Annotated in this window: 13 protein-coding genes; 3 read left to right on the top strand and 10 right to left on the bottom strand. The window is 51.1% G+C overall.

Translation table 11 applies throughout. The annotated features are described in order from the left end of the window. Positions 1-70: 70 nt before the first annotated feature. The 4 genes from PAEVO_RS28045 to PAEVO_RS28030 form a co-directional block, all read right to left on the bottom strand. Complete coding sequence (locus tag PAEVO_RS28045; RefSeq protein ID WP_100540766.1) at positions 71-856, bottom strand: response regulator transcription factor; 786 nt, start codon at positions 854-856, stop codon at positions 71-73. Beyond that, a complete protein-coding gene (locus PAEVO_RS28040) occupies positions 828-2,624 on the bottom strand; it encodes a cache domain-containing sensor histidine kinase (protein WP_100540765.1) in 1,797 nt (598 codons plus the stop codon). The genes PAEVO_RS28045 and PAEVO_RS28040 overlap by 29 nt, the downstream gene beginning before the upstream one ends. Positions 2,625-2,803: 179 nt before the next feature. Beyond that, the gene (locus tag PAEVO_RS28035) at positions 2,804-3,064 is read right to left on the bottom strand and encodes a hypothetical protein (protein ID WP_243390977.1); all 261 of its coding nucleotides are present in this window, start codon (positions 3,062-3,064) and stop codon (positions 2,804-2,806) included. A 287-nt stretch (positions 3,065-3,351) separates the two neighbouring features. Then, on the bottom strand, positions 3,352-3,576 hold the full coding sequence (locus PAEVO_RS28030; protein ID WP_006208732.1) for a helix-turn-helix domain-containing protein: 225 nt from the start codon (positions 3,574-3,576) through the stop codon (positions 3,352-3,354). A gap of 290 nt (positions 3,577-3,866) precedes the next feature. On the opposite strand from PAEVO_RS28030, the gene PAEVO_RS28025 reads away from it, so the two are divergent. Genes PAEVO_RS28025 through nagA form a run of 3 tightly spaced genes read left to right on the top strand, consistent with a single transcriptional unit; the run spans position 3,867 to position 6,658 of the window. Next, positions 3,867-4,742: a MurR/RpiR family transcriptional regulator gene (locus PAEVO_RS28025; protein WP_100540763.1), complete on the top strand. Its 876-nt coding sequence runs from the start codon at positions 3,867-3,869 to the stop codon at positions 4,740-4,742. Between the two features lie 3 nt (positions 4,743-4,745). Then, positions 4,746-5,474 (top strand): glucosamine-6-phosphate deaminase, encoded by a 729-nt coding sequence (gene nagB / locus PAEVO_RS28020; RefSeq protein ID WP_100540762.1) that lies wholly within the window; start codon positions 4,746-4,748, stop codon positions 5,472-5,474. Continuing rightward, a complete protein-coding gene (gene nagA, locus PAEVO_RS28015; RefSeq protein WP_100540761.1) occupies positions 5,471-6,658 on the top strand; it encodes an N-acetylglucosamine-6-phosphate deacetylase in 1,188 nt (395 codons plus the stop codon). The genes nagB and nagA overlap by 4 nt, the downstream gene beginning before the upstream one ends. A gap of 98 nt (positions 6,659-6,756) precedes the next feature. Here nagA and PAEVO_RS28010 read toward each other — a convergent pair whose 3' ends face one another. From PAEVO_RS28010 to PAEVO_RS27985, 6 genes are all read right to left on the bottom strand, one after another. Then, a complete protein-coding gene (locus tag PAEVO_RS28010; protein WP_100540760.1) occupies positions 6,757-7,818 on the bottom strand; it encodes a YhcN/YlaJ family sporulation lipoprotein in 1,062 nt (353 codons plus the stop codon). 171 nt (positions 7,819-7,989) lie between these two features. Beyond that, positions 7,990-8,949, bottom strand: coding sequence for an NAD-dependent epimerase/dehydratase family protein (locus PAEVO_RS28005; RefSeq protein ID WP_100540759.1), 960 nt, complete (start codon positions 8,947-8,949; stop codon positions 7,990-7,992). Further along, positions 8,931-9,758 carry a dTDP-4-dehydrorhamnose reductase family protein gene (locus PAEVO_RS28000; protein ID WP_100540758.1) on the bottom strand — a complete coding sequence of 276 codons (828 nt, stop codon included), beginning with the start codon at positions 9,756-9,758 and terminating at the stop codon, positions 8,931-8,933. Before PAEVO_RS28000 ends, PAEVO_RS28005 begins: the two co-directional genes overlap by 19 nt. Continuing rightward, positions 9,755-10,741 carry a polysaccharide biosynthesis protein gene (locus PAEVO_RS27995; RefSeq protein WP_100540757.1) on the bottom strand — a complete coding sequence of 329 codons (987 nt, stop codon included), beginning with the start codon at positions 10,739-10,741 and terminating at the stop codon, positions 9,755-9,757. Before PAEVO_RS27995 ends, PAEVO_RS28000 begins: the two co-directional genes overlap by 4 nt. After that, a complete protein-coding gene (wecB, locus tag PAEVO_RS27990) occupies positions 10,731-11,825 on the bottom strand; it encodes a non-hydrolyzing UDP-N-acetylglucosamine 2-epimerase (RefSeq protein ID WP_100540756.1) in 1,095 nt (364 codons plus the stop codon). The genes PAEVO_RS27995 and wecB overlap by 11 nt, the downstream gene beginning before the upstream one ends. Before the next feature lie 151 nt (positions 11,826-11,976). Then, positions 11,977-13,359: a glycosyltransferase family 4 protein gene (locus PAEVO_RS27985; protein WP_243390964.1), complete on the bottom strand. Its 1,383-nt coding sequence runs from the start codon at positions 13,357-13,359 to the stop codon at positions 11,977-11,979. Positions 13,360-13,449: the final 90 nt, after the last annotated feature.

The following is a 13,449-nucleotide window of genomic DNA, read 5'->3' as shown; positions in this document are numbered from 1 at the left end:
TTTAATCAAATTTTATCAGTGAGGGGATGATAGTATAAGGTCATAATGATTGGGACTAATTCCACTTTTATTAGATTTCTTCTCCGCTATCGGATACGCTATGGCGATATTGACTCGGGCTTACTTCCTCAAGGTCACGGAACACTTTCACGAAATATTTCGCCGTTTGGTATCCTACCTTCTCCGCAATATCCGCGACAGGCAGCGATGTGCCTGCCAGCAGCTCCTTGGCCCGCTGCACCCTGCGGCGCGTCAGATATTCGCTGAAGGTGAGCCCGGTCTGCTCTTTGAACAGCACGCTGAAATAACTGGAGTTCAAATGAAGCACTTCGGCCACTTCCTTAAGCGATACCGGCTCCTGAAGATGCTGATCCACGTACTTCAGCGCTTCCTGCACCTGGATGCTGTAGCCTTTATCGTGCTGTGCCGCCTCCAGCAGCTTGGGATCCACCAGTTTCTCCATCCGCTCAATCCGATCTATTTTTTCCCGGCGTTCCAGGGCCGATTCGACCGCGGTTACCAGCTTCCGCTTATCCAGCGGCTTCAGAAGGTAATCCACGACGCCGTATTGCAGCGCTTTGCGGGCATAATCGAATTCCGAATAGCCGGAAATGACGATAATGACAGGCGGGTGCTCCAGTTCATGCAATCGTTCAATCAGCTCCAGCCCCCCAATTTCCGGCATGCGGATATCTGTCACCACCAGATGCGCCACCTGCTGCCGCAGCCACTCCAGCGCCTCTACGCCGCTTGAAGCCGTCACGATTCTACAGCGACCCGACGACCACGCCTCCAGGGTCTTTCTTACACCTTCCCTCGTTCTCGGTTCATCGTCCACGATCAGTATCGTTTTCATGTTTTTCTCCCTCCCCATCGTTCGCCGGAAAATCATTCGGAATTTGAAATGAGATCGTCGTTCCCTGACCCACCACGCTGTGAATACGCAGGCCGGCTTGCCCGGAAGCGTAGTACAGCCGGATTCTTTGCTCTACATTGGCAATGCCGACACCGCTTTTTTTAGAAGATTCCGCGTATCCTTTTTCCATGGAGGAATATAGGGCTGCCACCGTCTGCTCGTCCATTCCGGGACCGTCGTCGGTAATCGAAATGACCGTATATCCCGGGTGATCGGAGGCGGTTGCCCTTACAATGACGGTGCCTGGCCCCAAACGCTGCTCAACCCCGTGCAGGATCGCATTTTCCACGATCGGCTGAATCAGCAGCTTCGGAATCGGCACGCTTTTGCTGGCTTCATCCGCCTCGATTTTCCAGGATAATCGGTCTAGCATCCGCATTTTCATAATCATCAAATAACGTTCGGCATGATCCAGCTCGTCCCTGACCGATACCCACTCATCCTCGTCTTTGCGGTTAATGACATAACGGAATAAGCCGGACATCGCGACCACGATTTGGGCCAGCTCTTCTTCGCCTTGATCATCCAGCGCCCAGTAAAACGCTTCCAATGTGTTAAAAAGAAAGTGCGGATTGATCTGCGCCTGCAGCGCTTTAAGTTCTGTACGGCTCTGAATGATCTCCTTCTGATACACGACCTCGATTAATTCGTTCAACGAATCCACCATCTGGTTGTACGAATTGTTAAGCTCGTTGATCTCCATCGTCTTCGAGGTGACGGCAATGGGCTTCAACGTCCCCAGCCTTACGCCGCGCATGGCTTTAATCAGATTCAAAATCGGTCGGATGATCATCGTGGTCAGAATAAAGCTTAAGATCAGAAACAGCAGCGCGCCAACGCCCCCGGATACGATAATCGCGGTTCGCAGCACCGATATTCCCTCAGTCGTATAATCGACAGGCGTCAAGATGACCAAGTTCCAGCCCGTTGCCTCGGACTGTTTCTGTACGGCAATGTAGTCTTCATGGCCGACCGTAACCGTCTCCCCTTCGCGGTGCAAAACCTCTTTCGAATCCACCAGGGTAGCAAAATCCGACGAGATTTCATTCCCCGCCTGATCAAACAGTCCCATCGTTTCACGCGAATCACTGCCCATGCCGCCAGTTGAATCCGCCAGCGCAAAATAGTCCTTCTCCAGCTTCACAAGCAAGTACCCGCCGTGGGCAAAGGAATGATCAATCAGCCGGATTCTCCGCACCGCTACCACCACATCCGGATCCCGGGGATCCTGACCGAACCATACCAGCTTCCCCATGCCTTGGTCTGCCGAAGCGATCCAATCGCCCCTAACCCGGCTGGTCAGACTTCCTTCATCCAGCGGAAACAGCCGCCGATAATCCTTCGTATATAACTCCAGCGACCGGATGCCCGTAGCGTAGGCTTCATATTTACGAACCTCCTGCTGCAAGGACTGCCGTTCGCCGAATGTAATCGGCTTACCTGCGGTCTCCTGCGCCAGAAAGCGCTGAACCGTTGCGTTCGTGGAGACTTGGGCCGTCAGCGTATCCACCTGCTTGAGCAGCGCATCTAGCTTACCGGTGGCCTGAACGGCCGTCTGCTGAATATGCTTCTCCGCACTGTTGCGCAGCAAAGCCGACACCTGATCATATACAAAAACCCCGACCAATGCCAATACGATAACCATCACCAGCATAAATCCAAGGAAGATTTGATTCCGCAGTGTATTCAGCCTGCCAAACCTGTTCAAGTTCTGCACTCCCTTTCGATTTGGAACTGTTATTCACTATACACAATCTTGTTGAAGTTAGGGAGTCCTCGCCGTTTTCGGAGAGCTTCAAAGCATATGTACTTTATGACTCAAAAAAAGAGGAGATGCGCAGATTAGTTTCCCCTCGCACTTCCTCTTGTATACCGCCGTGCATCTCACTATACGGGATATAATTCCTGGTGCCGTTCAAGCTCTTTTTTACAATCGGTGCACAGCCCTCTTACCGCACCGGAATCATCCGCATAAAAGATTAATTGACGCTTGCGGCGGCATTTACTGCACGCTTGTCCATGCTGACCGCTGCGGGTTCGCGTTTTTGTTTTCAGATGGATAACATTACGATCACTTCCGCTTTTCTTGCGCCTGAACCGTACCAATACAAGAAGGACAACAACGGCTCCGGCCACCATCCCGATCATCCACCCCACGTTTATTTCACCTCCGACATGTGCAGGCTATTTGTACAAAATAGCTACAGAACGAACAGCAGATTTGTACTCCATGATTACGGATAAACGACGTCGCTACATTTAATTCCAACTACGAACATTTTAACATATCTCTATTTTTAATGGCGGCGCCTGCCCTTTCCCAATCTCAAATATAACCGGATTCCCGGAAGGAAAACACAAAAAAGCCTTCTCACTCCCGTGGCTACGGGAAGGAAGGCTTTCGCTGTGCTTTCGTTCATGCAACCGGCATGGTGTCAGATCTTCAACTCACCGAGTTTTATCAACTCAACGACAGCTTGCGAACGGCCCTTGACGTTTAATTTTTGCATGACATTGGAGATGTGGTTACGCACCGTCTTTTCGCTAATAAACAACTGCCCGGCGATATCGCGAGTCGTTTTGTCCTGCACTAGCAATTCAAAAACTTCGCGTTCACGGTGGGTTAACAAGAACTTACTGTTGTGGTCGGTCCCCTTCAATGGTGTCACCCCTCCTTGCCCGGGTATGTGTGGTCTAACAAGGGTAAGGGATACAGTCAACTCATCTTATGTAAGATCAAGGGGGAAGGTGCGAAAGAGTCGAACAATTTGGGCGATTGGCCTGTATTGGCGATTTTTGTCCTTGCTTCCTCTCGAAGGTTGGTCTATGATGAGGGTGTAAAAATTATTTTCTTTATTTTTTCATAATTTTAAAAATAATTTTCAGACTTGGAATCCCATTCGTTATGCCCAGGCAATAAGCTCACCGGGAACCTTGAAGGAGGCTTGTGATGACACCAATCTTGCATATTATTTCTGTCGAAAAGGAAAGTCTGCCCCGTCAGGAACGACGGCTTGCAGAGTTTATTTTGACAGCTCCATCCGAGATTGTGCATATGGGCATTAAAGATCTGGCAGAGCAGTGTGAGGTTAGCGCTGCCACCGTAACCCGTTTTTGTAAGAACTTTCAGTGTAAGGGGTATCCTGATTTTAAGCTCAAGCTCGCTGCCGAGATTGCTCATGCCGAAATGGCTTCACGCACGGGAAATACGCGCTATCAGGATATCGTTGCCGGCAACCCGCTTGCCGGCATCGTCGAGGCGATTGAATCCAATCATCTGACTTCGATACGGGATACGACAGAGCTGCTCGATCTGGGTCAGCTGGAGCGTGCCGTAGATGCCCTATGCCGCGCGAAGCGGATTGATCTGTACGGCGTGGCTACCTCTTCCATTGTGGCGCAGGATTTTTACCAGAAGCTGATCCGGATCGGCAAAAACTGCACGGCTTTCGCAGATTCCCATATGCAGATCACATCCGCCTCCACACTGACTTCAAGCGACGTTGCCGTGGCTGTTTCATACTCCGGCGAAACGCCGGAGACCATCGATGCGTTAACTTGTGCCAAAGACACCGGCGCCTTCACGATTAGTATCACATCGTACCGAAGCAGTGCCATCTCTGCGCTGGCAGACATTACACTGTATTCATCCTCGTTAGAGGAAGGAATGCGCCGGGGAGACATGGCTTCGCGTATCGCCCAGCTTCACATTATTGACATCCTGTTCATGGGTATGGCCAGTCGGGACTTCTCTACGTATGTTCCCCGTCTGGAGCAATCATATCTTAATGTTCAAAACTATCGCAAAAGCCGAGGAGGACAATAACCAATGAATATTTACACATTCCGCGATGAAGAACAATTTGTGCAAACAGGCGCTAATCTGATCTCGAGCCTGCTTCACACCAATCCGCGCGCCAAGCTGGGACTGGCAACAGGAAGCACGCCGGTCGGGCTCTATGCCAAGCTGATTGAAATGAACCGTCAAGGGCTGGTCAGCTTCGCCCAGACCACAACGTATAATCTGGATGAATATGTTGGCCTTCCGGAGAACCATCCGGAGAGCTACCGCACCTTCATGAACGAGAAGTTCTTCAATCATGTGGACATCCAGATCGAACGGACCCATGTGCCGAACGGAAATGCTGCCAATCCGGAAGAAGAATGCCTGAACTACGATAAAATGCTGGAAGAATTCGGCCCTGTTGATCTCCAGCTTCTCGGACTTGGACATAACGGACATATCGGTTTCAATGAACCTGGTGAATCCTTAAGCGGCGGTACGCATGTGGTTGAGCTGCAAGAGAAAACACGTAACGCCAATGCAAGATTCTTCCCTACCCTGGATGATGTGCCAACCCATGCGATTACGATGGGCGTTGCCACCATCCTGAAAGCACGTCAAATCCTTCTCCTCGTCCGCGGTGAGGATAAAGCGGAAATTGTTCATCGCGCATTGAAAGGACCTATTACCACAGCGTGTCCGGCATCGCTGCTTCAATGTCATCCGAACGTGGTGGTCCTTCTGGATCAAGGCGCAGGGAGACTGCTGGTATGAGCGGCGAACGAAAAGATTCTGTCCAATTGCTGTATGGTCAAGTCCTGACGCCAAACGGCATCTCCGAAGACGGCGTGCTGGCAATTCAAGGAGAGGGCATTTCATACGCCGGTGATGCATCAGGACTCCCTGCCGATCTGAAGCAGGCGGCAACGGAAGTGATCCATCAACCGGATGGCTACATTATTCCCGGTTTTGTCGATATCCACGTACACGGGGGTAACGGCGAAGATTTCATGGATGCCACCAAGGATGTCCTGGATAAAATAACGTCGTTCCACAGCTCCCAGGGCACCACGGCCATGCTTGCTACCACGATGACGGCCCCTAAGGCAGCCATCGACCATGTGCTGCAAGAGGTTAACGACTACCGCAAACAAGACATGCCTTACACAAGACTGGTAGGCCTACATTTGGAAGGCCCTTTTATCAGTCCGAAATGGCCTGGCGCACAAAATCCGGAGCATATCGTCCACGCTAATATTGATTGGCTGGAAGAGTGGGTATCCACTTACCCTGACCTGGTTCGCCAGGTGACACTTGCACCGGAGCGTGAGGGAGCGCTAGAAGCCATCGCTTGGCTGAACAGTCACGGGATCGTGGCTGCTCTGGGGCATACGGATGCCACCTATGAGGAAGTCGAGGCTGCCGTGGAAGCAGGTCTTAGCCATGGCGTGCATACGTTCAATGCGATGACAGGATTGCATCACCGCAAGCCTGGCGTGGTCGGCGCGATGCTGAGTGACGATCGCTTAAGCTGCGAGATAATCGCTGACGGTATTCATGTTCACCCCGCAGCCATTCGGATTCTAGCCCGCATGAAGCAAGACGGAAATCTGATTCTGATTACCGATGCGATGTCCGCTACCGGTATGGCTGACGGCGAATATACGATTGGTGACCTGCCGGTTGTTGTCGAGAACGGCATCGCCACACTCAAGAGCAATAGAGACAGTCTGGCTGGCAGTACGCTGACGATGATTAAAGGCTTCCAGCTGTTGGTCCGAGAGGTTGGATTAAGCATTGAGCAGGCTTCCCGCGTCGGAAGCATAAATCCCGCTACAAAAATCGGCATCGCTGATCTTACAGGCTCTCTTGAAGCCGGCAAGCTTGCTGACGTTCTGTTGCTTTCAAGTGATCTAGAGCTTCAAGGGGTTTGGATTCAAGGACAACGCAAGCATTAATTTGATTGATTATTGCTTATATGGCAAACAAAGCAAAGGAGCTGCCTTTTTAGGGATAATTTCATTCCTAAAGGGCAGCTCCTTTTGGTGTAGAGGTTTTACCGGCTGTTCCGATTACCGCCAAACCAACCGTCATCCGTATCATTTTTCATCAGGTTGCCGCGGGTATCGTTCATGCCGTCACGACCGCCAAGGTTCAGCGGAAATACACGGTTAATCCATGTACCGAAGTCGCGCGAAAGCGTTCCAACCGTGTTCGCTGCATTCCCGTCCGTTCCAAATCGATTAGCATGCTGATAAAAACCCTCATCCGTGGAAACATATACTTGACTGATATGTGGAGCGGTCTTGCGAATTTTGCTCGTAATCTCCTGACGTACATGTTGAGGTACCTCTTCACGATTGTTGCTCATCATGCCCATGTTATTATTGTTGGTTCCATAAGGAACGCCGTTGATGCCTGTTCCCATATAAGTGTTATTTGTCGTACCATTGGTTCCGTTAAGGTTATTGGTACCTGTGCCGTTAGTACCCATGAGTCCATTGGTGCGTGTTCCGTTCAACGTATTATAATTGCTGCCGCCAAATCCGCCATTGGTAGTCGTTCCGTTTACACCGAAGCCCCGGTTATCGGCATTACGGCCCAGGCCTGTTCCAAGACCCGTTGTATTGTCCACTGCACGTCTTGTATCATTTGCCATTCCTCGCAGAAGCCCCACGCTGCCTGTACCTGAAGTGCCAAAGGTACGGTTTCTGACATTCGTTGTGTTCGTGCCCGTCATCGTTCCGTCAGTGGCACGATTTGCTCCAGTGCTCATACCTGTCACATGACCGTTGATGTTGTTGGTGTTCATCCCATCCCTGGACAGCGATACATACGCATTGCGGTTCGTCACGAATACATGGGCTGTGCCTAAACCACTGATATCCGAAACTTTTCTCGACAGCGTTTTGCTGTATTTCAGGTTGGTCAGGTCATGCTGCTGCGTACTGCGGACATTCTGATTGTTACGTACGGAATTCACACCGATACGGCCACTGTCCACATTGTTCGTACGTGTCGTGTTGCCGTCATTGGCGTTACCGCATCCTGCTACTGCAGCCATACTGAGCAGCAATGCCGTGGAGACGGTCAGGTTGAGGGCCTTGGATTTAATCATGATTCATCCTCCATCTCTATAATGAGTGTATTAACATCGTATAGGATGACCTTGTGGCAGAGGTGGTATGCTGAAAGGTTTTAACATGGAAGATTACTGATGATCAAGCCTAATTTTATGGACAAAAAAACACCGATTGGATCGCATCCATCGGCGTTTAAATTCATTTTCTTATGAAGAGGAGCACTGTACCTGTATTCTGGCATCATCCATAATATCGGCAAGCGATCGCTCCAGAAGGTATTGCGGACGCCATCCCAGCGCTTTGAGAAGCTCGGCGCCTTGCTGCCCTCCGGTTCCCTTATTTAATGAATCCAATGAAAGAGAGGCGGATTCAGGGCCCCAATCCATGGGCACCGCCGTCTGGGTCTCCTTAAGCAAGCGCTCAGCCAGCTCTCCAAGCGTATGCTCTTCCCCCGATCCAATCGGATACGTCATGCCGGAAGAGCCGCTCTTCAGAAGTACGCCGTATGCAGCTACCGCATCCCGAACGTCCAGAAAGTCCCTTGATTCAAAACGGGAGCTGATACGGAACAGCGGTAGGGGCCTGCCCGCTTCACAACCGGCAATATACCGGGCAAGCAGCGTGCAGAACCCTGTCGATTCTCCAGGACCAATCAAATTGGATGGCTCTGCCAGGACGATGTGTTGGTTGAACATGCTATGCCAGGCCGCTGCCGACCAACTGGCAAAGGTTTTGCTAAGGCTGTATGGGTGAGGAACGGAGGCCGCGCCTTTTGCGGGATCCACGCTCAGTCTGGAACCAACCATCACCATCCGGCTGTCCGGACAGTGCTGCCGGACGGCCTCCAGCAGATAGATGGTGCCCATAACGTTACTCTCCATATAAGAGGCAGGATGCTTCCATGACTCCGAAGCTGAATTTTTTCCGGCTAAATGCAAAATATAATCAGGAAGGCTTCTTTTGATCAGGTCATTCACCTGCTCACGATCCTCCAGATGACACTCGGAGGATATGACACCTTGTATCGAATCCAGCGTTTTCTTATTTCGACCGGCAGCAACGACCGTGCAGCCCTGCCGAACGAAATAAGCGCAAGCATGTAAGCCTGTAAAACCTGTGGCTCCTGTGATCAGCAGTTTTTTGTTTTTTAATGTTTCTGCTGCCATTCGTACATCTCCTTTAACATTTGAACATAGCTCGGGAATGGATATGTTGCATCAAGTCGCGTGCTGCGCAGTGTCCGATCCTGAACAAAATCGTCGGTCGGGACCACAACCACATCGTGTTTCCCCCATATGTCCTTGAACAACAACAGCAATTCATATTTGCTTACCGGGTTCGGATGCCCTAGATGGATGAGACCTCCCACGTCCTTGTTCATGAAGAATTCGATCGCTTTGGCAAGCTCCAGCGTCGTAACGCCGTTCCATTGTACGGCCCGGTAGCCGGAAACCTCGCCCCGCTGCTTCATAAACCAGTTAAACAGGCCAATTCCGCTCTGCCGGATTTCAGGTCCGATGATTGAGGTTCGAATGGTCAAGTGATCCGGGTCTTGGACCTCGCCCAGCGCTTTGGTTACCGCATAGGAAGTTGCACCATCGGGAAGATCATCTTCCCGATAGCCTCCCTTGGTACCCAGAAACACGCAATCCGTGCTGATATGAATAAGTCTCGCTGAAATGCTACCCGCTAAATTTCGCAGACGATGAGGCAAAAATCCATTGATATGATATGCGTTTATTTTGTCTTCTTCAGCTCGTTGATTCAAGACGCCTACGGCGTTGATGATGATATCCGGCCAAACCGCCTTAACCATATGCTCCACAGCACTCATATCGGTTACATCCAGCACCAGCCCTTGTGAATCACTTCTGTCCCGGGTCGTATAAAAGACATGATGCTTGCCGGATAACCGAAAGTACTGTACAAGCATATGTCCCGCCATGCCATTTCCCCCGAGAATGAGCATCTTCATGGCAAGAATCCTCCGCGGCGCAGAATATCCCGTATTTCGTCCTTGGTCATCAATTGATGCTCTGAGCTGAAGCTGTTGAAAGACACTTTGGACAGGTGTTGATAACGCTCATTCAGACCAGGAATCTCGAGAGTCGGTAATATGACCAAATATTCATCATCGTAAACAACGGTAGTCAGGCTTTCAAAATCACTCATGAGGATTTCATGGATCTTCTCTCCCGGACGAATTCCGGTTTCAACCACGGAGACGTCGCTGCGACCCGAAGCTTCTATAAGCACTTCCGCCAAATCCACGATGCGGCAGGTCGGCATCGTCATAACAAAGATTTCACCGCCGATGCTTTCAATCGACGCTTTGAACAGCAAGGAGATCGCGTCCTTCAAGGTCAGGAAGAAACGGGTCATGTTGTGATCGGTAATGCTGATCTGTCCCTTTTGCCGAATCTGATTCTTGAATACATGAACGACGCTCCCGTTCGTTCCGAGAACATTGCCGCCCCGCACGCAGACGAATTTAGTGTGCGTACTCAACAGATTAGCATACACGATCAGTTTTTCGCCAATCGCCTTGGTCATGCCGTAAAAGTTGGATGGATTTGCAGCTTTATCCGTTGAAATATATATCACTTTTTTCACTTGATTTTCAATAGCCGCCTCAATGACATGCTGGGTGCCTACCACATTGGTTTTCAAAGCTTCATAGGGATGCTCTTCACATACAGGAACATGTTTTAGCGCCGCAAGATGAAATACGTAATCAACATCCTGGCAGGCTGCCGTAAGAGCTTCCTTGTCGCGGATGTCTCCAATTCGGAAAGTGAGTCGCGGATCTTCAAACTCACGGTCCATAGCCACCTGCGTGGCTTCGCTTCTGGAATAGACGATGACCTGCTTAGGATTTAGCGGCAGAAGCTGGCTGATCAGTTCATGTCCCCAAGAGCCTGTGCCGCCAGTCACCAAAATACGTTGATTAGTGAACATTCACTTTCCCTCCAAGCACATATTTTACGACGGTACGCGACACATTGTCCGCTAAATAGCCCTCCGGGCACTTCCAGTCGCGACTCAATTGAGTCATCAATTGGACCGCTCCATGGATCCGGTCCGCGCTCAGGCCGGAAACGATGTTGCTTCCGCAATCCACAGTCTCCGGTCGCTCCGTCGTCCGCCGAACCGTCACTGTGGGTACGTGCATGATGCAGCATTCCTCTTGTACCGTGCCGCTGTCGGTGATGGCACAAAGAGCGTCCTTCTCGAGCCTCACAAAATCAAAAAAGCCAAAAGGCTCGTGGAATTCAATAAGCGGATGAAGACTGACCTCCTTCGCCCCTTCAAGGCGCGAAGCCGTCCGGGGATGCAGGCTGCATATGAGCCGGTGTCCGAACGTTTCCGCAACCGCGTTTAACCCATTTAAAATTTCCTTCAAATTCTCAGGTCGGTCCACATTCTCGGAGCGGTGTACCGTAACCAGAAAATATTGCTGAGGCGACAATGACAGCCGCTCCATGATCCGGCTTTGATTGACCTGAGCTTCATAATGCTTCATTACTTCATAGATCGGGTTCCCTGTCAGAACGATGCGTTGACTCGGTACGCCCTCGCGAAGCAGATGATTCTTACTGTAGTTCGTGTAAGGCATATTGATGGAGGATACCGCATCAATGACTTTACGGTTCTTCTCTTCAGGCACATCAAGATCAAAGCAGCGGTTCCCCGCTTCCATATGGACCACGGGGTATCCCAGACGCTCAGCCAGCACGGCGCAAAGCGCGCTGTTTGTATCGCCCAGCAGCAGTACGGTATCGGGCTGCTCCTGCTCCAATATTTCTTCCATGCGGCTGAACATCACGGACAGCTGGCCACCGAGCGTCGCCTGGCGGTCCTGAAGGACGTAATCCGGACTGCGGAGTCCCATTTCCGAGAAGAATACCCCGCTCAAAGTATTCGTAAAATTTTGCCCCGTGTGCACGAGTACATGCCGCGTTGCATACTGGTCTAGAAGAGGAATGATCAAGCTTAATCGGATAATTTCGGGCCTCGTACCCAAGATTGTCATGACTTTCATATCGGATTCTCCCTTGCCAAGTTAATCACAGATCCGAAGGCGATCTTTCCGCAGCACGACCATTCTTCCCTTATTCTTGAGATGGCAGAGCGGAGGCGTGTCTGCTTTCAAATATGTCAAACGCCTGATCCGACTCTACCATTCCCTCGTCTTATGCCTTCCGTCGCCTTGCGGACGTTCTGCGTTGTCTAAGCTTTGATGCCCGTCGCCTGGTCGGTTTTCCTTCCGTTCTTCTGGTTCTCGTGCGAGGTAATTTCCGGCGCAGTCCCGCTCCGCTGCGTTTCTTCCGGGTTCGCCTTCCCTGGTTGTGCCGTCTCGTCGGAGCAGCCTGATGCTTCGCCGTCCTTGCCGTCGCCTGGAACCACCCCGGATGCTCATTCATCCACCGGGAAACCATCTCGTTCACCCGCACCTGATACATCACAGGACCATAAACAGCCTGCGCTTTCATTCGGTTCTGCATCCCCAAGGAAACTCCCTGATCCGGTTGATCCAGTATGAACCTTACTTTCTCCGCCAAAGAGTCCGTGCTTCCTGGGTCAGCTAGCAGATGCGCACAGCCGACAGCTGTCAACACTTCCTGGAGTCCCCCTGATGCATAGGCAACGACCGGCTTCCCGTACATCAGGCCCTCCAGTGCCGTCAATCCGAATCCCTCCGGTACCACGCTCGGAACGACAACAACATCAAGCGCACAGTACACCTGAGAGATGTCATCCTGGGGACCGGCGAATATGAATCGGTGCTGAGCCCCTGACCAAGCAATCCGATCGCGGCACAATCTCTCATAGTCCAGGTCCAGCACGCTGCCTACAATGAGAAAGACAGCGTCCGGATAGGCATCCTTGAGCGAAAGCGCCATGTCGATGAAATGATGAACCCCTTTGCTCTCGATCAGAAACGACGAGATCATCCCTATTAAGGGTCTGTTCGATGTGATCCCAAGCTTCTCCCGGTAGGCGGCCCTCCATCCCGGCCATGCTTCCTGCTGAATGTCAGACTCGCTCCAGGATGGAGGAAGAACCGTCATCTTCGACTGCCTCACTTCCGGCGGGAAGCTCTCGGCTACCGACTCGGAAATACTGATGATCCAACTGCTGTACTGATGGATTAACGAAGTGGACAAATGGGCATACCCGTTATTTGTAATTTTCTCTGTCAGCTGCCACATCACGGGAATCCCGAGTCGTTTTCCGGCAGCCGCCGGCATAACATGAACGCAGGTATTGGTAAGGATCACCTGAGGTCCTTCACTTGCTATCCATTTCGTCAAGGCCCGGAATACAGGTGTTGTCATTAACTTATCCGCTTCGTTCATAAGATGGGCACCAGGTGTATATACACTGTAGAGCAATGGGATTTTGTAGATTTTCACCAAAATCCCGGATTGTCTGGCCAGCATGGTCAGTCGGCCTTCATTGGGTGCAACCAGAACACATTCGAAGAATGGAGACAACTGCCCGCAGAAGAACAAAAGCAGCTTCTCCGCTCCCGTAATGCTTGACGGATTGGATACGTGTGAAAAAATCAACATTTTCGGTTTAAAGGCCATCGGTATCGCCCGCATCTTCAGTAACCGTGATTCTCGCAGTACCGGATGCGATCCACCTCCTTTTCACCCAGT

The organism is Paenibacillus sp. GM2FR (assembly GCF_002803325.1).
Lineage (GTDB): Bacteria > Bacillota > Bacilli > Paenibacillales > Paenibacillaceae > Paenibacillus_AQ > Paenibacillus_AQ lautus.
This window is presented reverse-complemented; position numbering and strand designations above follow the sequence as displayed.

Bases quoted from the DNA above. Each gene is read 5' to 3' on its own strand.
- PAEVO_RS28045 (WP_100540766.1), bottom strand. From the start codon at position 856: ATGAAAACGATACTGATCGTGGACGATGAACCGAGAACGAGGGAAGGT.
- PAEVO_RS28035 (WP_243390977.1), bottom strand. From the start codon at position 3,064: ATGATCGGGATGGTGGCCGGAGCCGTTGTTGTCCTTCTTGTATTGGTA.
- PAEVO_RS28025 (WP_100540763.1), top strand. From the start codon at position 3,867: ATGACACCAATCTTGCATATTATTTCTGTCGAAAAGGAAAGTCTGCCC.
- nagB (WP_100540762.1), top strand. From the start codon at position 4,746: ATGAATATTTACACATTCCGCGATGAAGAACAATTTGTGCAAACAGGC.
- nagA (WP_100540761.1), top strand. From the start codon at position 5,471: ATGAGCGGCGAACGAAAAGATTCTGTCCAATTGCTGTATGGTCAAGTC.
- PAEVO_RS28010 (WP_100540760.1), bottom strand. From the start codon at position 7,818: ATGATTAAATCCAAGGCCCTCAACCTGACCGTCTCCACGGCATTGCTG.
- PAEVO_RS28005 (WP_100540759.1), bottom strand. From the start codon at position 8,949: ATGGCAGCAGAAACATTAAAAAACAAAAAACTGCTGATCACAGGAGCC.
- PAEVO_RS28000 (WP_100540758.1), bottom strand. From the start codon at position 9,758: ATGAAGATGCTCATTCTCGGGGGAAATGGCATGGCGGGACATATGCTT.
- PAEVO_RS27995 (WP_100540757.1), bottom strand. From the start codon at position 10,741: ATGTTCACTAATCAACGTATTTTGGTGACTGGCGGCACAGGCTCTTGG.
- wecB (WP_100540756.1), bottom strand. From the start codon at position 11,825: ATGAAAGTCATGACAATCTTGGGTACGAGGCCCGAAATTATCCGATTA.
- PAEVO_RS27985 (WP_243390964.1), bottom strand. From the start codon at position 13,359: ATGTTGATTTTTTCACACGTATCCAATCCGTCAAGCATTACGGGAGCG.